This window comes from Ruegeria sp. CF2 (assembly GCF_056537385.1).
Genome location: NZ_JBQFRL010000001.1, coordinates 57,621 through 76,143, shown reverse-complemented (window position 1 = coordinate 76,143; position 18,523 = coordinate 57,621). Strand labels below are relative to the sequence as shown.

At 63.3% G+C, this 18,523-nt stretch carries 19 protein-coding genes; 9 read left to right on the top strand and 10 right to left on the bottom strand.

The window, feature by feature from the left end; genetic code table 11:
* Positions 1 to 56: 56 nt before the first annotated feature.
* Positions 57 to 1,025, top strand: a complete 969-nt coding sequence (locus tag ACR0IR_RS00335; RefSeq protein WP_170365092.1) for an agmatinase — start codon at positions 57 to 59, stop codon at positions 1,023 to 1,025.
* Here the strand turns inward: ACR0IR_RS00335 and ACR0IR_RS00330 are convergent.
* From ACR0IR_RS00330 to ACR0IR_RS00295, 8 genes are all read right to left on the bottom strand, one after another.
* Positions 1,022 to 2,002: an arginase family protein gene (locus ACR0IR_RS00330; protein ID WP_170365095.1), complete on the bottom strand. Its 981-nt coding sequence runs from the start codon at positions 2,000 to 2,002 to the stop codon at positions 1,022 to 1,024. The genes ACR0IR_RS00335 and ACR0IR_RS00330 overlap by 4 nt on opposite strands.
* 62 nt (positions 2,003 to 2,064) lie before the next feature.
* Positions 2,065 to 3,654 (bottom strand): ABC transporter permease, encoded by a 1,590-nt coding sequence (locus ACR0IR_RS00325; protein ID WP_093964482.1) that lies wholly within the window; start codon positions 3,652 to 3,654, stop codon positions 2,065 to 2,067.
* Positions 3,647 to 4,684: a quaternary amine ABC transporter ATP-binding protein gene (locus ACR0IR_RS00320; protein WP_170339611.1), complete on the bottom strand. Its 1,038-nt coding sequence runs from the start codon at positions 4,682 to 4,684 to the stop codon at positions 3,647 to 3,649. Before ACR0IR_RS00320 ends, ACR0IR_RS00325 begins: the two co-directional genes overlap by 8 nt.
* Positions 4,685 to 4,768: 84 nt before the next feature.
* Entirely contained in the window at positions 4,769 to 5,719 is a 951-nt protein-coding gene (locus ACR0IR_RS00315) for an ABC transporter substrate-binding protein (RefSeq protein WP_093964480.1), read from the bottom strand.
* A 347-nt stretch (positions 5,720 to 6,066) separates the two neighbouring features.
* Positions 6,067 to 6,843, bottom strand: a complete 777-nt coding sequence (locus tag ACR0IR_RS00310; RefSeq protein WP_170365097.1) for a heme ABC transporter ATP-binding protein — start codon at positions 6,841 to 6,843, stop codon at positions 6,067 to 6,069.
* Positions 6,844 to 7,917 (bottom strand): FecCD family ABC transporter permease, encoded by a 1,074-nt coding sequence (locus tag ACR0IR_RS00305; RefSeq protein WP_170365099.1) that lies wholly within the window; start codon positions 7,915 to 7,917, stop codon positions 6,844 to 6,846.
* Positions 7,914 to 8,762: a heme/hemin ABC transporter substrate-binding protein gene (locus ACR0IR_RS00300; protein WP_367647685.1), complete on the bottom strand. Its 849-nt coding sequence runs from the start codon at positions 8,760 to 8,762 to the stop codon at positions 7,914 to 7,916. The genes ACR0IR_RS00305 and ACR0IR_RS00300 overlap by 4 nt, the downstream gene beginning before the upstream one ends.
* Positions 8,762 to 9,814 carry a hemin-degrading factor gene (locus ACR0IR_RS00295; protein WP_170365103.1) on the bottom strand — a complete coding sequence of 351 codons (1,053 nt, stop codon included), beginning with the start codon at positions 9,812 to 9,814 and terminating at the stop codon, positions 8,762 to 8,764. Before ACR0IR_RS00295 ends, ACR0IR_RS00300 begins: the two co-directional genes overlap by 1 nt.
* 307 nt (positions 9,815 to 10,121) lie before the next feature.
* Here ACR0IR_RS00295 and ACR0IR_RS00290 point away from each other — a divergent pair, with 307 nt between their 5' ends.
* From ACR0IR_RS00290 to ACR0IR_RS00265, 6 genes are read left to right on the top strand one after another with little or no spacing between them, the layout of a single operon-like run.
* The gene (locus ACR0IR_RS00290; RefSeq protein ID WP_254441573.1) at positions 10,122 to 12,086 is read left to right on the top strand and encodes a TonB-dependent receptor domain-containing protein; all 1,965 of its coding nucleotides are present in this window, start codon (positions 10,122 to 10,124) and stop codon (positions 12,084 to 12,086) included.
* 23 nt (positions 12,087 to 12,109) lie between these two features.
* A complete protein-coding gene (locus tag ACR0IR_RS00285) occupies positions 12,110 to 12,556 on the top strand; it encodes a hypothetical protein (protein ID WP_170365107.1) in 447 nt (148 codons plus the stop codon).
* Positions 12,557 to 12,560: 4 nt separating this feature from the next.
* Positions 12,561 to 13,226: a MotA/TolQ/ExbB proton channel family protein gene (locus ACR0IR_RS00280; protein ID WP_170365109.1), complete on the top strand. Its 666-nt coding sequence runs from the start codon at positions 12,561 to 12,563 to the stop codon at positions 13,224 to 13,226.
* 31 nt (positions 13,227 to 13,257) lie between these two features.
* Positions 13,258 to 13,587, top strand: a complete 330-nt coding sequence (locus ACR0IR_RS00275; protein ID WP_170365111.1) for a biopolymer transporter ExbD — start codon at positions 13,258 to 13,260, stop codon at positions 13,585 to 13,587.
* Positions 13,584 to 13,979, top strand: a complete 396-nt coding sequence (locus tag ACR0IR_RS00270) for an ExbD/TolR family protein (protein ID WP_170365113.1) — start codon at positions 13,584 to 13,586, stop codon at positions 13,977 to 13,979. Before ACR0IR_RS00275 ends, ACR0IR_RS00270 begins: the two co-directional genes overlap by 4 nt.
* Positions 13,976 to 14,716: an energy transducer TonB gene (locus ACR0IR_RS00265; RefSeq protein ID WP_170365115.1), complete on the top strand. Its 741-nt coding sequence runs from the start codon at positions 13,976 to 13,978 to the stop codon at positions 14,714 to 14,716. Before ACR0IR_RS00270 ends, ACR0IR_RS00265 begins: the two co-directional genes overlap by 4 nt.
* A gap of 23 nt (positions 14,717 to 14,739) precedes the next feature.
* Here ACR0IR_RS00265 and ACR0IR_RS00260 read toward each other — a convergent pair whose 3' ends face one another.
* Complete coding sequence (locus tag ACR0IR_RS00260) at positions 14,740 to 15,669, bottom strand: LysR family transcriptional regulator (RefSeq protein WP_170365117.1); 930 nt, start codon at positions 15,667 to 15,669, stop codon at positions 14,740 to 14,742.
* Between the two features lie 111 nt (positions 15,670 to 15,780).
* Between ACR0IR_RS00260 and ACR0IR_RS00255 the strand changes: the two genes are divergently transcribed.
* Both ACR0IR_RS00255 and ACR0IR_RS00250 read left to right on the top strand, forming a co-directional pair.
* Positions 15,781 to 16,224, top strand: a complete 444-nt coding sequence (locus tag ACR0IR_RS00255) for a cupin domain-containing protein (protein ID WP_170365120.1) — start codon at positions 15,781 to 15,783, stop codon at positions 16,222 to 16,224.
* Between the two features lie 5 nt (positions 16,225 to 16,229).
* Positions 16,230 to 17,039, top strand: a complete 810-nt coding sequence (locus tag ACR0IR_RS00250; RefSeq protein WP_170365122.1) for a glutathione S-transferase family protein — start codon at positions 16,230 to 16,232, stop codon at positions 17,037 to 17,039.
* Between the two features lie 172 nt (positions 17,040 to 17,211).
* On the opposite strand, the gene xylA is transcribed toward ACR0IR_RS00250, so the two are convergent.
* Positions 17,212 to 18,519 carry a xylose isomerase gene (xylA, locus tag ACR0IR_RS00245; RefSeq protein WP_170356974.1) on the bottom strand — a complete coding sequence of 436 codons (1,308 nt, stop codon included), beginning with the start codon at positions 18,517 to 18,519 and terminating at the stop codon, positions 17,212 to 17,214.
* Between the last annotated feature and the right edge of the window lie 4 nt (positions 18,520 to 18,523).

Below are 18,523 nucleotides of genomic sequence, written 5' to 3'. Positions count from 1 at the left end.
TGTTTTTGACGCGGGCTTGGCGCTAGGCTCGGGCAAACCACGACACAGAGGGCCCCATGGCAAATGCGTTCTTTCAACCCGTCTCGGCGATGGAGCTGACACGCTTCGCCGGTGTCCCCACCTTCATGCGCCTGCCGGCCCTGACCCCGGACGACGACCGGATGGATCTGGTCGAGCTTGGGCTGGTCGGCATCCCCTGGGACGGGGGCACCACCAACCGGCCCGGCGCGCGGCACGGGCCGCGGCAGTTGCGCGACCAGTCCACCATGATCCGCGCCATGAACCCGGTGACCGGGGTTGCCCCGTTCGAGCTGGTCAACTGTGCCGACCTGGGCGACGTGCCGCCCAACCCGGTGGATATCGAGGATACGCTGGACCGTGTCACCCGCTTCTACACCGACCTGATGCTGCGCGGCATCGTGCCCCTGACGGCGGGCGGCGATCACCTGACCACCCTGCCCGTCCTGCGGGCGCTGGCCAGCGACGGCCCGCTGGGGCTGATCCAGTTCGACAGCCATACCGACCTCTTCGACAGCTATTTCGGCGGGCACAAATACACCCACGGCACCCCGTTCCGCCGCGCGGTCGAGGAGGGGCTGGTCGATCCCGAACGGTTCGTGCAGGTGGGCATTCGCGGCACCGCCTACAACACCGAGGATATCGAATGGGGCGAGGCGCAGGGCATCCGCATCATCCGCATCGAAGAGCTGTTCGACCGCGGCATCGACGATGTCATGACCGAGGTCCGCTCCATCGTCGGCGATGCGCCCTGCTATTGTACCTATGACATCGATTTCGTGGACCCGACCCATGCCCCCGGCACCGGAACGCCCGAGATCGGCGGCCCCAACAGCTTTCAGGCCCAGCAGGTCATTCGCAAGCTGGAAGGTCTGAACCTTGTGGGCGCGGATCTGGTCGAGGTCTCGCCGCCCTTCGACCCGGCGGGCGGCACCGCGTGGCTGGGCATTTCTCTGATGTTCGAGCTGCTCTGCGTGCTGGCCCAGGCGATCGACGCGCGGCGCTAGGCCCGCGCGACGTTCTCGGCGATCATCGAGATCATCTCGAACATCACCGCCGCCGCCGTCAGCGCGGTGATGTTGTTGGGGCTGTCTTTGGTCGGCATCATGCAGACCACATCGCCGCCGACGATGTTGAGCCCCCGCGCGGCATGCAGAATGCCCACGGCTTCGTCGATGTCAAAACCCTTTTCGCCGGGTTCCAGGTTCGACACGCCTGGGGCGATGGTCGGGTCAAGGCAGTCGAGATCGAAGGTGATGTAGACCGGCCGGTCGCCCAGAACCTCGCGCGTTTGGGCCACCACATCGGCCAAGCCTCGCTGGCGGAACTCGCGCATGGTGACGATGTTGTAGCCATAGTCATAAGAAGGCTGCAGCCAGTCCAAGCTGCGCGGATGCCCCCGCAACCCGATCTGCATCGACCGGGTCGGGTCCACCTGCCCCTGATCGGCCAGGTAAGCCCCCCAATGCGCGGCCGACTTCTTGGCCCCCAGGAAATGATCGACCTTGGTGAACACATCCGTATGCGCATCCAGATGCAGAAAGCTGACCGGTTGCCCGCCCGCCAGTTCGCCTCGGCCCAGCGCCTGCACGATCCCGCCCGTGATCGAGTGATCGCCGCCCACCGAAACGGGCCGCGCACCGGCGGCGTCGATGTCACGGTAGAAGGCGGTTATACGCTCGATGCAATCCTCGTTGTCATTGGCGCGCGGGAACGGCACGTCGCCAACATCGGCAATGCGCGCGCTCGACCACGGATCGATCTGGAACAGCGAATGCACCCGGCGCTGCACGGCCGAGACATGACGCAGCGCACGCGGGCCCAGATGCTGGTCGCGCTCGGTGGTGCCGTTGCCGGCGGAATGCGGCACGCCTACAAGGGCGATATCCTGATCCTGCGGCCCCACATGGGGGCACCGGAACAGGGTCGGCACGCCCCACCAGTACAGGTTGTCCATCATGGATTGTTCGTAGCGGTCCGCCATCGTGTCTCCCCGCCCTGAAGTGAAACCGCCCCAATTGGTGTTCCAGAGGGGCGGCTGTCGCGTCAGATCTTTTCGTCTTCGCGTCGGAAGGCGCCCTGAACGATGCGATCCATGACCATGGCCAGGAACAGGATCGCAAAGCCACCCAGCAGGCCCGGCCCCTTGGCCGCGTATTGCAGCGCCTCAAGGATTTCCTTGCCCAGACCCCCGCCGCCGATCAGCGAGATGATCACGACCATCGACAGACACATCAGGATGGTCTGGTTCACGCCGGTCATGATCGACGGCAGCGCCAGCGGGATTTCCACGTCCTTCAGCAACTGCCATTTCGAGGCGCCAAAGGCCACGGCGGCCTCTTTGATGCTTTCCGGCACCCCGCGCATGCCCAGCGCCGTCAGGCGGATCACCGGCGGCATGCCGAAGATGATCGTGGCAAGGATGCCCGGCGGGTTGCCGGTCCCAAAGAAGGCGATGATCGGGATCAGGTAGACGAAGGCCGGCAGGGTTTGCATCAGGTCCAGCACAGGCTCGGCCGCGCGATAGGCGCGTTTGGATTTGCCGAACCAGATGCCCAGCGGAATGCCGAAGGTGACGCACAGCAGCACGGCCGCGCCCACCAAAGCCACCGTCTCCATCGCCACGTCCCAATAGCCCAGCAGCGCGATATAGGCCAACGACGCGGCGGTGAAGATCGCCACGCGCGGACCCGCCGCGCGCCACGCGGTCACGCAGATCACCAGCATGACCACCGGCCAGGGCGACCCGATCAGGGCCACGGTCAGCCCGTCCAGAACCGAGCGCACACCGGCAACGATCCCGTCGAAAATGTCTCCGCCCGCGGCGGCTGCGGCGTCGATCCGGGCCTCCATCCAGCTGGCCACGACCGAGAACAGTGTTCCCTGATCAGGCCCGAGTATCATCTCGGACACCTGTTTTTCGGGGAAGGCATCCAGCAGTGGAAGCGAGGCATTCACCGTGAATTTGTAAACGATCAGCGGTCCGATCGCAGCGATCAGAACTGCCCCCAGAACCGTGTTCCGAGTCGAGCGGCCGCTTTCGGTGTTGTCGGGGTTGATCCGCCAGTTCGAGTACTGTTTTTCGTACACTCGGTCAGCGTAGAACCCCTGAACCAGCTTGAAAACCAACAGCATCAGAAGCCCGGTGACCATGATCCCCAGGGCTTCGGACTGTGCCAGCTGCGCTTTCTCAAGGCTGCTGTCCGCCGCTTTCTGGATATTCGCGGCCAGTTTGTTGAACCGGTCTATGTCTGCCTTCTCGGTTGCATCCGCCGCGCGGGCCAGCAGCTCATTTGCGCGTTCCTGCTGACGGGCCGCGCGTTCGGCCAGATCGGCCCCCGGGTTACCCCAGGCACCGCGACCGATCTGCACCCAGGCGATGATCTCAAGGATCAGGAAGGTCCAGAACATTCCCCAGATCGCCCGCGAGGCGGACCAGAACGGCCCCAGCACCGCCGCCCACAGGTTGAACGTATTCGGGATCGGACTGGTCGCGTCGTGGATCTTGTGAAAGGCGTTGACATAATAGTCACCGTTGGGGCCGGCGAATTCATGGATCGACCGATCCAGCGCCTCGCGGTCCACCTCGATGTCGGAGGCGGCCGTGACTTTCAATTCCGTGGTTGCATCAGTCATTTTTGCCCCCCTGAATTCCGCGCAACAGGCGTGGTTTGGTCACGACGCCGACATCCTGACCGCCATCGGTGATCACCACCGGAAGCTCGGTGTTCACGGCCAGGTCGATCAGCTGGTCGAGGTCTGCGCCCTCATCGGCACGCGGCGCGCCATCCAGCGGGCCGGAATAACTGTCCAGCGGCTCCATGATCGAATGCGCCTTGACCAGTTTGAGTTTGGATATGCCCTGCACGAACTCGCGCACGTAGTCGTCGGCCGGGTTCATCACGATGTCCTCGGGCGTGCCGATCTGGACGATCACACCGTCCTTCATGATGGCGATGCGGTGGCCGATGCGAATGGCCTCGTCCAGGTCATGTGTGATGAACAGCGTGGTTTTTTTCAGCTGCGCAACCAGCGCCTTGAACTGATCCTGCAATTGCAGCCGGATCAGCGGGTCCAGTGCCGAGAATGGTTCATCCATCAACAGGATTTCCGGGTCCGAGGCCAGCGCGCGCGCAATGCCCACGCGCTGCTGCATCCCGCCCGACAGTTCCTTGGGCAGCCGGTCCTCGTAGCCGGTCAGGTCCACCAGTCCCAGCGCGTGATCGGACACTGCCCAGCGCTTGGACTTCGAGACTTTGCGGATCTCAAGCGGATAGGCCACGTTGTCGCGCACCGAGCGGTGCGGCATCAGCGCCATGTGCTGGAACACCATCCCGATCTGCTGGGCGCGGATGCGACGCAGCTCGGACTCGGAGATCTTGGACACGTCTTGCCCCATGATCTCGATCTTTCCGGCCGTGGGCTCGATCAGGCGATTGACATGGCGCACAAGGGTCGATTTGCCCGAACCCGACAGGCCCATGATGCAAAAAATCTCGCCGCGCGGCACTTCGAACGTGGCGCCTTGAACGCCGACCACGCAATTGAATCTTTCAAGAACTTCAGGTTTTCCAATACCTTCATTCCGGACCGCAGCCATGGCTTCCTCGGCCCGTGCGCCGAAAATTTTCCAGACATTTTCTAGTTTTACGACAGGTTCGTCCATTTGCCCCTCATCTACGGGGTTGCATCCCGGCAAACAGGCAAAGGGCCGCCGCGATCAGTCGCGACGGCCCCATGCGTTTGTGATTTAGTTCGTCAGCCAGCCGATAACGGTGTCTTCGTTTTCCGCCACCCACTGACGGGCGAAATCGGCTGCTTCGATGTTGTCCACGGCCAGCGCCTTGCCCATCGCGCTCAGATCATCACCCTGCATCTGGTAGTTGCGGAACAGGGCCGCGACCTCGGGGTGATTTTCCTCAAGCTCTTTGGCGTAGTGCAGGTGCAGAGTTGCCCCGTTCCACGCGGTCGAGGCCTCGGACTTGTCCAGCCAGTCCGGGTCATCGGTGGGCTGAACGATCGTCCAGGTGGCCGGATCATGCGGCGGCTCTTCCAGCACGGTCAGTTCCTGGGTCACGAAGATGTAGTGCGGGCTGTAGCAGAACCCGATCCACGGATCGCCGGCCTTGGTCGCGTTTGCCAAATTAGCGTAGGCGATGGTTTCCTCGTACTCGGTCAGTTCGAATATCTGGTCATAGCCATAGGACTTGGCGCGGATCTTCTCGACCACGGTCGACGCCCAGCCGGGTGCGCCGATCCAAACCTCGGGGGTACCGTTTCCGTCAGTATCGAAGATGGCCATCTTGTCCGGATCGCTCAGGTCGTCGATGGACTTGATGTCATATTCCTCGGCAATGTAGGTCGGAACGCACATACCCTGCTCGGCCTGAACCGGGTTCTCGTTCATCACGACTGTGCCATTCTGTTTGACATAGGTGTCGTGCAGGTTCTGCTGGTTCGGCATCCAGACTTCCGGGTGGACGTGCATCGCGCCGGAATCCATCGCTTCGAACACGATGGGGTTGGTGCCGTTCTGCAATTCGACATCAAGGCCAAGGTTTTCTTCGATAACGACTTCAAGAATGTGCGCGGTGGCGTTCACCGACGCCCAGTTCGGGACACCGATCACGATATCGGCAGCAAAAACCGGGGCAGCGACCGCCATCGATGCGCCCCCCAGTAACGTAGCAAGTTTGTTCATGTTGCATCTCTCCATGTTGGTCGTCTTCGGCGCTGATTCTCGTTGATCGAAAGCGACCAGGCAGACGGGCCTGATCGTCGAGATCGGGTCAGCGTCTCGGGTGTATTGAGCGCGTTTCGCATGTGAACACGCCCCGCACTTAAAAAAGTGAAGCACCTGCCGTTTGACCCATCAAGCGCAACTTCGAACCGGGGTCACGGTTTCGAAATTCTCGCAAAATGGTTTCGCTAAATTCCGAATAACGGTCCCACGCGTCGGGGTGAAGCCCGTTAGACCGTGCGTTGGATTGGTACGCCTGCAGCATGAAATCTGGCTGCCATGAAGTTTGGCTCAGTGGGGATTGGGCCTCAAACCAGAGCCTGCGGCAAGACAAACGGAACGTCAGTTGCCGGCAGCGTGCTGACCGGCAGATCGATGCCGTAGACCTGCCGCATCACCTCGTCGGTCATGACGTCCGAAACCGCCCCGGTGCGCCAGACCTCTCCGTTCGACAGAACGCAGACCTTGTCGGCGAACAACGCGGTCAGGTTCAGGTCATGCATCACGACCACGACGCCCCCGCCTTGATCGGCGAATTCGCGCGCGATGCGCAGAACCGTGAACTGATGCGCGATGTCCAGGCTGGCGACGGGCTCGTCCAGCAACAGCCAGCGCGGCCGGTCGCGCCGCACCGAGCTCCAGACCTGGGTCAGAACGCGCGCAAGCTGCACGCGTTGCTGCTCGCCGCCGGACAGGTTCTGGTACGAGCGCGGCTCGAAACCCGCAAGATCGACATGCGCCAGCGCGCGCGACGGCAGGGCGTCGCCGCCGTCTGCCAGGCCGCCGGGCAGGCCCAGCCTTACGACTTCCAGCGCGGTGAAGGGAAAGGCGACCACCGAGGATTGCGGAAGAACGCCCCGCATCGCCGCCAGTTCCCAGGGCTGCAGGGCCGCGATGTCCTGACCGTTCAAGGTGATACGGCCGGTGTACGGGATATCGCCCGACAGCGCCCTAAGCAAGGTGGATTTGCCCGAGCCGTTGGGCCCGATGATCGCAGTGACCTGTCCGGGTTCGGCCAGGAAATCAACTTCGCGCAGGATCTGCTTGCGCCCGATGCGGACGCTGACATTTTCAGCTTTCATCATTCACATTCCCATCGATCCGTGGCGGCGCAGCAGGATCCAGAAGAACACCGGCGCGCCCAGAATGGCCGTGACGATGCCGATCGGCAGCTCGGCCGGGGCCACTATCACCCGGCTGATCATGTCGGCGGCCAGCAACAGGGCGGCGCCCAGCAAGGCCGCATTCACCAGCAGCCGGTGGTGATCGGGGCCGGTGCCCAGCCGCAGCAGATGCGGCACGACGATGCCGATGAACCCGATCCCACCCGACACGGCCACGGCCGCGCCGGTGGCGGCGGCCACAGTCAGGATCGCGATGTTCTTGCTGCGTTGCACCGGAATACCAATGTGATGCGCCACCGCTTCGCCCATGGCCAGGCCATTCAAGGCGCGGGCCAGACGCTGCGCGCACAGGATCGACGCCAGTATCAGAGGCGCGGCGGTGGCGACCTTGGTCCAGGTCGCGCCGGCCAGCGAGCCCATGCCCCAGAAGGTCAGATCGCGCAGCTGCTGATCGTCGGCGACATACACCATGACCCCCGACACCGCGCCCGACAGGGCCGCCAGGGCGATGCCGGCCAGCAGCATCGTCGCCACCGAGGTCTGCCCCTGGCGCGTTGAAACGCGATAGAGGATCAGGACCGACGCCCAGCCGCCCAGAAAGGCGGCAACCGCGACCAGGCCACTGCCGACCCAGGCCAGAACGGCGGCGGGCAGAAGGTTGCCGAAGACGATGGCGGTGATCGCGCCCAGCCCCGCCCCCGCGCTGACGCCGACGATGCCCGGATCCGCCAACGGGTTGCGGAACAGCCCCTGCATCACCACGCCCGACACCGCCAGCGCCGCCCCGACCAGGATGCCCATCGCCAGCCGCGGCAGGCGGATGTCCCACAGCACGATCCGGTTCAGATCCGAAAGGCCCCGGCCATGCAGCAGATCCGACACGGCCATCTTCAGCGAGGCCTCGGACGCGCCGACCGAGATGCTGGCCACGCTGGTCACGCCCAGAAGGCCGACCAGGGCCAGGGTCACCCATGTCGCCCGCGACCTGCGGGCCGCGGCGGACGGGGGCGCGCCGTTGTCCAGTGCCAGCGTCATGAGCCCCGGACGCCCCGCAATGCGGCCGACAGATCCATGACCGCGTCGGCGGTGCGCGGGCCGAAGCCCAGCAGATAGGCGCCGGGCATCCGGATCAGCGCCCGGTTCCGCCCTGCCGGAGTCAGCCGGACCGCGGGCAGCGCGAACAGCACTTCCTCCGCGAGGATCGGCCCGCCCTGACGCTCCATCATCAGGATCACATCCGGCGCGGTGGCGGCCATGGCTTCGGGCGTCATCGTCTTGAAACCCGTCACATCCGCAGCCGCGTTTTTGCCTCCGGCCATCCGAATGATGGTATCGGCCTGGGTCTCGGCCCCGCCGACGACAAACTCGCCGCCCCGAGCCGAAAGCAGGAACAGCACCTTTACCGGCGTATCCTGCGCGGCGGACGCCTGGGCCAGCGCCCGGTCCAGCCGGCGTGCGGTTTCGGTCGCCAGGGCTTCGGCCTGGGCCTCGACCCCCAGCGCGGCCCCCACGGCGCGGATCTTGTCGATCACGCCATCGCGCGAGAACTCGTCGGCAATGGTGACGTAATCCACGCCGGCCTCCTGAAGCACAGCGATGGTCTCGGGCGGGCCCGACCCTTCGAGCGCCAGGATCATGTCGGGCGCAACCGACAGAACGCCCTCGGGCGACAGGGCCCGGCGATACCCGACATCGGGCAGATCCGCCGCCTCGGGTGGCCAGGTCGAACTGCGGTCACGGCCGACCAGCCGGTGCTGCTGGCCCAGGGCATGGACGATCTCGGTCAGCGAACTGCCGATGGCGATCACGCGGTTGCTCTCGGCCTGCGCGGCCGCCGCCGAAACCAGCAATGCCGCGCAGAGTGTCACCAGGCCCCGCATCATGCCGCTCCGGTGTCGGCCGGGCCGGGCAGCGCGGCCACCAGCGCATCCCAGGCGGGGCGATGATCGGCCGCGGAGGTGCGGCGCCCGAAGATCTGAAGGATTAGGGCGCCGTCCGCGTCGAAAGCCTCGACCGAGATCGCCGGGCCGCGCTGGGTCGGTTTGTCGACGGCCCAGACCTCGGCGATTTGATCGCTGCGCAGATGCAGGTTGAAGCCCGGATCCAGCACGTTGAACCAAGGCCCCATCTGCTGAAGATTTTGCACCGGGCCGCCGTGGATCTCGATGCAGCCGCGGTTGCCGACGAAGATCATCACCTCGATGTGCCGGTCCCGCACCTGTTCGAACAGGTCGGTGACCGCCGCGGGATCAACCGCGCGGGCCAGCGGTTCGCCCGCGATGCGATAGGCGCCCAGCCGGTTCATCTTGAGCTTCGAGGTCAGGCGCAGGAACTGGTGCGTGTCCGTCATCTTGGCCCATTCGCGGCGCAGCGCGTCGGCCTTGTCGGCATTGGCCTTGGGCGCTTCGGCCGGTTTGCGCGGCGCGACCGTCATCGTCTGGCCTTGATCCTCGGCGGCCAGTGTCCGAACCAAACTGTCCCAGTGGCCCAGGTCCGAGCCATCGCGCAGGAAGATCTTGTGAACCGCGTCCCCGGCCGCATCGAACACCTGGATCGAGCGGCGCAGACCGGCCTCGGTTTCCCGCTCGACGGCAAGGACATGGCGCCATTGCGCGGGGAACATACGCAGGTCGATCTCTTCGGTCAGCACCATCGCGGCATGCTGGCCGCTGTGGTAATTGTCGTATCGCCCGATCTTTTCGATCACGCAGGACGGGTTGCGCGTCAGCGCCATGACCTCGCCCAAGCCGGCCAACTGGCCGAACAGCCCGTCAAGGCCGGGGTTCAGCCGCGTCACGCCCTGCCCTGCAAAGGCCGCGACCAGCTGGCCCTCGCTCAACCCCAGCGATTCCGCGAAATCGCGGTCTCGCTGGCCTGTCTTCTGCGCATAGGCAGCACGAATATCCTGAGGAGCCATAAGCACCTGTTCCATAGCGGGTTTCCCGTCTTCTTCGTGGTTCCAAGGGGGTGCTGGCCCGGGTGCTGATCGCAAACAGCGCCCTGCTGGCAGTGCCAAAATTACAGGCACGAAATTATGTTGACTGTTTTAGTCACCTTTATTAACGAGCACAAGTCGCCGCGAACAGGCGATTCCAAAAAACAGAAAAAAAACTGACCAGCGCCAGCGAACTGCAAGCATCTCCGGTCCTCACACTTGTTTCGAAGGGACAGAAATGCGTGCGCGTACTCATATTGCAGGCCTGCTTGGGACGGCCTCTTGCCTTGGTTTGACGGCGTCCATGGTTTGGGCGCAGGAACAGGATGACGGGTTCCTCGGGACCCTGGAACTGGGCGAAAGCAAACGCGAGATCCAAACCGGCACATCCGTTCCGGTCACGAATATCGACCAGGAAGAGATTGATGACCGTCAGGCCAACACGGTGGCCGAGCTGATCGATTCGGTTCCCGGCGTCACCTTGGTGAACGGCTCGACCCCGCAAGGATCGGGCATCAATATCCGCGGATACGGGGCCAACGGCACCTTCGGCACCGACCAGAAGGTTCTGATCCTGGTCGACGGCGCAACCACCGGCGCGGAAGAGCTGTACCGAATCGGCAACCAGCTGTTCACCGATCCGCAGCTGTACAAAAGCGTCTCGGTCATACGCGGCACGGTCGGGTCCTTCGAATACGGCTCGGGCGTCGTCGGTGGCGTGGTTCAGCTGGAAACAAAGGACGCGTCCGACTTTACCGGCGGCGAGCCGGGGTTCCGCTTCCGCCAGACGCTCGAGGGGTATTCCAACGGCAACGGCTTTGCCTCGTCGTCGATCCTGGCGTGGCAACCCAACCGGCAGACCGAATTCCTGTTCAACTATACCTATCGCGACCAAGACGATCAGAAGGACGGGAACGGCGACACGATCGGCAACAGCGCCTTTACCCTGCCTTCGCTGCTGGCCAAGGGGAAATACAGCTTTGGCGACAACCTTGAGCATTCGATCACCGCGTCCTGGAACCAGTCCACCTCGGAAGAGCGCGACGTGCCCTATGATTCCTTCGGCACGACGGCGGACGCCTTCGGCAACGTGGACCGCGACATCGAAACCCGGATCGCCGTTCTGCGCTATCAGTACCGGCCGGCCAGCAACGATCTGGTCGATCTGGACGTCAATCTCAGTTATTCCGAGCAGGCCATCGACAGCAGCTATGTGCCCGGTTCGTCCAGTTTGGAGGGAACGCCCTTCTTCCCCGGCATCCGGGCGCTGGCCGATGCCACGCACAATTACGAAACCACCAAGCTTACGATCAAGAACAGTTCGTATTTCCAGACCGGGGCCGCGTCGCATGATCTGCGGTTCGGGGTGGAATTCATCGACCGCGAGCGGCTGGATGCCCCATCGGCGCCGGGCGGCACCGACCGCCGCATCGCGCTGTTTGCGGTTGACGACGTCCAGTTCAACGACCGGCTGACCGTCACGCCCGCGCTGCGGTACGAAACGCAGGACATCAAGGGCAACGGCGACGCGGCCGCGCCCTTCAACGGCAGCTATGACAACGACGCGCTGATGGGCGGCCTGTCGGCCCGTTATGAATTCGCCAGCGGCTTCGCGGTATTCGCGGGCGGGGCCTATACCGAAAGCCTGCCGATCATCGACGATCTGGGCACACCGCTCTACATGACCAAGCCCGAGAAATCCCGCACCTGGGAGGCCGGCATTTCCTATGACAGCGGCGACATCTTCGCCGCCGGCGACGTTGTGCGCGCCAAGGTCAACCTCTACAGCACCGATCTGTGGGACATCACCTCGTACGTGTCGGGCACTCCGTCCCAGCCCCTGTCCAAGGTCGAAACCGAGGGCGTCGAGATTGAAGCCTCCTATGCCCATGCCACGGGCTTCTACTTCGATTTCAACGCCAACATCGTCAGCGCCACCGAGTTCAGCGCGGCGGGCATCGGATCGCCGTGGCGCAACGAACCCACGGATTCGGCGCGGATTACCCTGGGCAAGCGGTTTGGCGAAACCCTGGATGTCAGCTGGGAGATCTTCGGCGCCAAGTCGGGACTCGATACCTCGGGCGATCCAGTAGCCGGATACGGGGTGAACACCCTGCGCGCGACCTATCTGCCGCAAGAGGGCGCGCTGGCCGGGTTCGAGCTGCGCGCGGGGATCGAGAACATCTTTGACAAGGCCTATCAGCCGAACCTGTCGACCCGCAATTCGCCGGGCCGGAATTTCAAGCTGACCGTGGCCAAGACCTTCTGAACCCCTCAGGGAAAGGACCCGTCATGACAAAAGCTGTGCAAAATCTTGTTCGGGCGGTCCTGCTGGCCCTGCCCCCCATCGCGGGGGCGGGGTTGGCCAGTGCCGAAGACACGCAGGGCGCGGGCGGCGTCACGATCGAGCTAAGCTCGGCCGTGGACCAGGATCAGGGCTGCCTGCTGAGCTTCGTGGTCGAAAACGCCCACCCCGCCGATATCGGCGGCGCCGTCTATGAAACGGTGCTGTTCGGCGCGCAAGGCGAAGTGGCCCTGCTGACGCTGCTGGATTTCCAGGACCTGCCCGCCGGGCGGCCCCGCGTGCGCCAGTTCAAATTCGCCGGCCTGGCCTGCAATCAGATCAGCCGGATCCTGATCAACGGGGTGCAGGACTGCGCCTATCCCGGCGATCTGGCCGATGCCTGCCTGTTCGGTCTGACGCTGCGCAGCCGCCTTGAGACCGAATTGATTGGATGATCCGATGGATGCGTTTCTGCAAAGACTGACCGCAATTCTGGACCTGGGCGGCCCGGTCGTGGCGGTTTTGATCGCGACCTCGGTCGCGACCATGGCGCTGATCCTCTACAAGCTGTGGCAATACAAGGCCGCCGGGGTCGGACGGCATGTCGAGCTGTCGCGGGCCATCGAAGCCTGGGACCGCAACGACCGGGCAACCGCGCGCGGGCATCTGGACCGAAGCCGCAGCTATCTGGCGCCGGTGGTCGCCATGGCGCTGGAGGGGCACGGGCCGGAACTGATGGACCGCGCCGATGCCGAGGCCGAAGCGCGCTTTGCCGGGCTGGAACGCGGGCTGAACGTGCTGGACATGGTCTCGCAGCTTGCGCCGCTGCTGGGGCTGTTCGGCACCGTGCTGGGCATGATCGAGGCCTTCCGCACCCTTCAGGAGGCCGGCAACGCGGTGGATCCGGCGCTGCTGGCCGGGGGCATCTGGGTTGCGTTGATGACAACCGCCGCGGGGCTGGCCTTGGCCATGCCCACCTCGCTGGTCCTGACCTGGTTCGAGGCGCGCATGACCCGCGAACGGGTCTTTGCCAACCGCGCCCTGCGCACGGTGTTTGCCCCCGGCCACGCCGCCGCGCCACGCCCGGCCACCCCGCCAACCGAGGCGCTGATCCATGGCGCTTGAAACCCGCAAAATTCGGCGCCGGCGCCTGTCCATGACATCCCTGATCGATGTCATCTTTCTGCTGCTGCTGTTCTTCATGCTCACCTCGACCTTCTCAAAATATGCCGAGATCGAGCTGACCACCGCCGCGGCGGGCGGGGCGCAGGCCCAGAGGTCCATCCGGTTCATCAAGCTGGAACGCGACCGCATCCTGATCGACGGCACCGAAGTCGCGCCCGACGCGGTCGCCGCCCGGTTCGACGGCCGAACCAACCAGCTGGCCTTGATCAGCCTGGGCGGCGGGGCGACCTCGCAGCAGTTGATCGACTTGCTGACCGCCCTTGCGCCCGTGCCCCGGCTCAGCACGCAGGTCATCGGATGATCCGGCTGACCCCCAAAACGAAACCCGGCCGCGAGCCGACGATCGCCCTGATCAACGTGGTCTTTCTGATGCTGGTCTTCTTCATGATCGCGGGCACGCTGGCGCCGCCCCTGGGCAAGTCGGTGCAACTGGTGCGGACGGCCGATCTTGAAGGGCGCGAGCCCCCGGATGCGCTGGTCATCCGCGCCGACGGCGTGCTGGAATATCGCGGGGCCGAGCTGACGGACGTGGCGGCCTATGTCGAGCGCGCCTCAATCGACCTGCCATTGGACGCCGTGCGGCTGGTGCCCGACCGGGCCTTGCCAGCGGTGCGGCTGAAACAGACCAGCGACGCCCTGCGGGCCCTGGGCGCCAACCGGGTCTTCGTCGTGACCGAGCGGGGCCTGCCATGATCCCGCAATCCCGCATCATGGCCGCCGTGCTGGTCGTGCTGGCCGCTGCGACCCACGCCGCCGCCCTATTCGAATTCGACACGGACGAGGCGATTCTCATCGAAGGCGGTGGCGCGGTCGCCCCTGCGGCGCTGGGGTCCTCGTTCCGGGATTACGCGGCCGGAACCGTGGCCCCGCCCCCGGCGGCAACGCAGCAGTCACCCGTTGCCCCGGCCGGGACCGCGCCGGAGGCCCCAGCGGACCGTGCGCGCGCGCAGCCGGCCACCAGGGTGCAGGCGCAGGCCCCGGCACAGCGGCTGAACGCCCAGACACCGACCCTGCAAAAACCCGAGCCTCAACAGGCCCGGCCTCCAAAACCACCCACGCCGACCGGCAATGCCGCGGACAGCCGCAAAAAGGGCAGCGCCACCGGCAAAGCGGCGACGGGGGCGGCCTCGGCGAAACGGACGAACCGCGCCGCGCAGGAACAGGGAAATGCCGAGGCCAGCAGCTATGCCGGTCTGGTCAAGCGCAAGATTTTGCGCGCCCGTCGCAAAAGCGTGAATATCCAAGGCTCGGTTCTGGTGGCCCTTCGCATCGCCGACAACGGCGCGCTTGCGTCGGTCAGCGTTGCCCGCAGCTCGGGCTCGTCCCGGCTGGATCAGGTCGCACTGGCGCAGGTCCGGGCCGCCGCGCCCTTCCCGCCGCCGCCGGCCTCGGCCCGGCGCGCCTATACCTTGGAGATCGTCAGCAAATAGAAACTCAACCCGCGCTTGTCCGACTACCTGGTGTCCAGCGGCTTCAGCAGATCGAACACTTGTTGCCGCATCCATTTTGCCATCGGATTTGCATCCGATCGTCTGTGCCAGATAGCTATGATGTTGACGGGTTCGATTTCGAACGGCGGGGCAAGGACCTTCAGGCCGAACTCCGGCGCAAACTTCCTGGCCAGCTGAGAAGGCACCAAGGCCACAAGATCGCTTGCACTGACCACTCGGCACACCCCTGAAAACACCGGAAGGGTCATCGCGACGTGCCTTTTCCGACCAACTTTCGCCAGAGCCGCATCACCCATCGCCGCCAGTTTGCCCTCGGGTGAAAACAGCACATGCGACAAGGCGCAGAACGTTTCCATCGGAAGTTCGGTGCCGTCTTCGATCTGTGCAAGGAATGGGTTGTCAACGCGGCCGACGACCATGAAGGACGACCGGAACAGCACCTCTCTGCTGATCCAATCCGGTGCATCTGTATCCGGTATCAACGCGAGATCAGCATTGTAGCGCTCAATACTCTCGACATAGTTCTCGGGAACAAGATCCACCAATTGCGCGACCATCTTCGGAGCCTTGCGGTTCAGAACACCCCCAAGACCGGGCATCAGCAGCTCGGCGAAAAAGTCGCTGGCCGCGATCTTGAAAGTTTCGGATGCCTGCCTGGGGTCGAAATCGTCATTGTGGCTCAGCAAACTTTCCAGTCGATTGAGTTCCTCACGCAGCCCGTCCTTGATCGAAACCGCAAAATCCGTTGGGACAAGCTGATTTCCCCGCCGCACAAACAGATCGTCACCCAAGGCGTGCCGCAGGCGGTTCAACGCATTCGACACTGCGGATTGCGAGACCCCAAGTCTTTCCCCTGCCTTGGTGGTGGACCCCGCCGTCAGAATCGCATCAAGAACACGGAGCAGGTTCAGATCAAGCGTTGCGAAATTCATGTTGGTAATACCGTGTATTATGAACTTTCGTTAGATTAATACCGTTTTTTGCACCTACAAGTAAGGTACCGAAAGCGCTTTCGTTTCATGTCGGATCAAAGGACAGAAGCGATGCATGATCATCTGGTTGATGACGCCACGCTCGAATGGCAGGGCGTTCGTTACAAAACAATTCTGGACCCAGCTGAAACCGGGGGCGCCATGTCGATTGTAGACAGCCTTTCGCCGGTCGGAAGCGGTCCGCCACGGCACATCCATCACGCCGAGGACGAAGTCTTCGTGATTTTGACCGGTGTCTGCAAAGTCTGGGTCGAAGGTATCGAAACACGTGTCGGCCCGGGCGAAAGCATCTTCATAGCCCGCGGAAAAGAACACACGTTCAAGGTCATCGGTGATGAGCCCAGCCGTCACCTTGTCATTCTCACACCGGGAGGTTTCGAGGGCTTTTTCCACGCCATGGCAACGGCCCAGTACAAAATTCCGGAAGACATGCCTGACATCGAGGCCGTAGCCGCCAAGTACAACCTGTCATTTACTGGCCCTCCATTGGATTGAACGTCATGACCCAGCACATCGTCTATCATATTCCTGTGTGTCCCTTTTCACAGCGGCTTGAAATTCTGCTGGCGTTGCGGGGGATGAGGGACCGGGTGGAGTTCCGCGTCGTGGACATCACCAAACCCCGCGATCCAGAGCTGCTGAAGAAAACGCGCGGAACGACCGCTCTGCCGGTTGTCGAGACTCCGGACGGGCAGATCATCAAGGAAAGCCTCGTGATCCTGCGCTATCTCGATGAAATGCTCGAAGGGCCAAAGCTGCGGCGCAGCGACCCGGCCGAGCATGCGGTCGAGTCGATGCTGATTGCCAAAGAGGGCGCCTTCACGATGACCGGCTACGTCTATGTGATGAACCAGGACCCCGCGCAGAAAGACGCCCACAACGAAAAACTGCTCGCGCTTTATCGTGACCTCAATGACTTTCTTCTGACCCACAACCCGAACGGTGTTTTTCTGTTCGATCAGTTCGGGTTGGCCGAGGCGGTATTCACACCGATGTTCCAGCGCTTCTGGTTTCTGGAATACTACGAAGACTTTGAACTCCCGCAAAACGGCGAGTACGACAGAGTCCGAAACTGGAAAGCCGCCTGCATGGCCCATGAGGCCACGGGGCAGGTGACACAAGACGAAATCGTGAAACTCTACTACGACTATGCATTGGGTGCCGGAAACGGAGCGTTGGTGGGCGGCCGCAAAGTGTCGAGCTTTGCGTTCGAGCCACATTGGAAGTCGAGGCCAATGCCACCGCGGGACAAATATGCCGGGACGGCATCGGACAAAGAACTTGGGCTGGTAGTCCCGGCATCTGATTGAAGCCAGAAGGCACGCGGGTCGATCGGGGGCACCCGCCGCGGAGGACCGGCGCCCACAACACGCATTCGAATATGGCCCGGTGGTGCACAGTCGGTCTTAAGTCATGAATACCGGCTGATTAAACCGAACCAGTCTTAGGCTTCCGGGCGCGGAACCGTTGAACCTTTAGCCGTCAGACAAACCTGTTGACGTAGTTCTCCAGGCGCTCCTGCCTTCCGGATCGAGGCTCGGGATTGATACCTTCGGCCAACACTCGAGCCGCGATTTCATCCAGCGATGAGGCAAGCATGGATTGCGCCTCCGGGCTGCCCCATCCGGAGTATCTGTCGGTCAACGCGGCATCAAGCCCGCCATCCTCGATCATCGCGGCGGCGGCCTTCAACCCGCGGGCACAGACGTCCATGCCGCCCACATGCGCCGCGACAAGATCCTCGGGGTCGATCGACTGGCGGCGGATCTTGGCGTCGAAATTCGTGCCCCCGGTCGAAAACCCTCCGGCCTTGAGGATGTAGTAGTAGGCCAACGCGACTTCGGGCACGTTGTTGGGAAACTGGTCGGTGTCCCATCCAGATTGATAATCGTTCCGGTTCATGTCGATCGAACCCAGCATACCCTCGGCCGCCGCCACGGCGATCTCATGTTCAAAGCTGTGGCCAGCCAGGATCGCGTGGCCCTGTTCCAGGTTCAGCTTCACTTCGTCTTCCAGCCCGTATTTCCTGAGAAACCCGATGCAGGTTGCGGCGTCGTAGTCGTACTGGTGCTTGGAGGGTTCCTGTGGCTTCGGCTCGACCAGGATGGTGCCCTTGAACCCGATCTTGTGCTTGTAGTCGACCACCATGTTCAGGAACCGTCCCATATGGTCCAGTTCCAGCCCCAGATCGGTGTTCAGCAACGTCTCGTAGCCTTCGCGCCCGCCCCACAACACATAGTTCTCGCCGCCCAGCTTGTGGGTTGCATCCATACAGGATTTCACGGTTGCTGCGGCAAAGGCAAAGACGTCCGGATCAGGGTTCGTGCTGGCACCCCCCATCCAGCGGCGATGGCTGAACATGTTGGCGGTGCCCCAAAGCAGCTTGGTTCCCGACGCCTGCATCTTTTCACCGATATAGTCGGTGATTTCCTCGAGCGTGCGCAGGTTTTCGGCAAAGCTGCCCTGTTCGGGGCGAATATCCGCGTCGTGCCAGCAGAAATAGGGCTGCCCCAGTATTTCAAACATCTCAAAGGCGACATCGGCCTTCATCCTGGCGCGTCCCATGTCGTCTTGCGGGTGCCACGGGCGAACAAGAGTCGGACCGCCGAACGGGTCTCCGCCCTCCCATGCGAAAGAGTGCCACCAGGCGACGGCAAAGCGCAGATGGTCCTCCATGCGCTTGCCCAACACCACTTCGTCCGGGTCATAGTGACGGAACGCCAGCGGGTTCCGACTGTCTACGCCTTCGTACCGGACCTTTTCGATACCCTCGAAGAAACCGCTTGTCATACCT

What these genes read in the sequence shown, in the direction of transcription:
- ACR0IR_RS00335 (WP_170365092.1), top strand. Translation starts at nt 57, where the DNA reads ATGGCAAATGCGTTCTTTCAACCCGTCTCGGCGATGGAGCTGACACGC.
- ACR0IR_RS00330 (WP_170365095.1), bottom strand. Translation starts at nt 2,002, where the DNA reads ATGGCGGACCGCTACGAACAATCCATGATGGACAACCTGTACTGGTGG.
- ACR0IR_RS00325 (WP_093964482.1), bottom strand. Translation starts at nt 3,654, where the DNA reads ATGACTGATGCAACCACGGAATTGAAAGTCACGGCCGCCTCCGACATC.
- ACR0IR_RS00320 (WP_170339611.1), bottom strand. Translation starts at nt 4,684, where the DNA reads ATGGACGAACCTGTCGTAAAACTAGAAAATGTCTGGAAAATTTTCGGC.
- ACR0IR_RS00315 (WP_093964480.1), bottom strand. Translation starts at nt 5,719, where the DNA reads ATGAACAAACTTGCTACGTTACTGGGGGGCGCATCGATGGCGGTCGCT.
- ACR0IR_RS00310 (WP_170365097.1), bottom strand. Translation starts at nt 6,843, where the DNA reads ATGATGAAAGCTGAAAATGTCAGCGTCCGCATCGGGCGCAAGCAGATC.
- ACR0IR_RS00305 (WP_170365099.1), bottom strand. Translation starts at nt 7,917, where the DNA reads ATGACGCTGGCACTGGACAACGGCGCGCCCCCGTCCGCCGCGGCCCGC.
- ACR0IR_RS00300 (WP_367647685.1), bottom strand. Translation starts at nt 8,762, where the DNA reads ATGCGGGGCCTGGTGACACTCTGCGCGGCATTGCTGGTTTCGGCGGCG.
- ACR0IR_RS00295 (WP_170365103.1), bottom strand. Translation starts at nt 9,814, where the DNA reads ATGGAACAGGTGCTTATGGCTCCTCAGGATATTCGTGCTGCCTATGCG.
- ACR0IR_RS00290 (WP_254441573.1), top strand. Translation starts at nt 10,122, where the DNA reads ATGGTTTGGGCGCAGGAACAGGATGACGGGTTCCTCGGGACCCTGGAA.
- ACR0IR_RS00285 (WP_170365107.1), top strand. Translation starts at nt 12,110, where the DNA reads ATGACAAAAGCTGTGCAAAATCTTGTTCGGGCGGTCCTGCTGGCCCTG.
- ACR0IR_RS00280 (WP_170365109.1), top strand. Translation starts at nt 12,561, where the DNA reads ATGGATGCGTTTCTGCAAAGACTGACCGCAATTCTGGACCTGGGCGGC.
- ACR0IR_RS00275 (WP_170365111.1), top strand. Translation starts at nt 13,258, where the DNA reads ATGACATCCCTGATCGATGTCATCTTTCTGCTGCTGCTGTTCTTCATG.
- ACR0IR_RS00270 (WP_170365113.1), top strand. Translation starts at nt 13,584, where the DNA reads ATGATCCGGCTGACCCCCAAAACGAAACCCGGCCGCGAGCCGACGATC.
- ACR0IR_RS00265 (WP_170365115.1), top strand. Translation starts at nt 13,976, where the DNA reads ATGATCCCGCAATCCCGCATCATGGCCGCCGTGCTGGTCGTGCTGGCC.
- ACR0IR_RS00260 (WP_170365117.1), bottom strand. Translation starts at nt 15,669, where the DNA reads ATGAATTTCGCAACGCTTGATCTGAACCTGCTCCGTGTTCTTGATGCG.
- ACR0IR_RS00255 (WP_170365120.1), top strand. Translation starts at nt 15,781, where the DNA reads ATGCATGATCATCTGGTTGATGACGCCACGCTCGAATGGCAGGGCGTT.
- ACR0IR_RS00250 (WP_170365122.1), top strand. Translation starts at nt 16,230, where the DNA reads ATGACCCAGCACATCGTCTATCATATTCCTGTGTGTCCCTTTTCACAG.
- xylA (WP_170356974.1), bottom strand. Translation starts at nt 18,519, where the DNA reads ATGACAAGCGGTTTCTTCGAGGGTATCGAAAAGGTCCGGTACGAAGGC.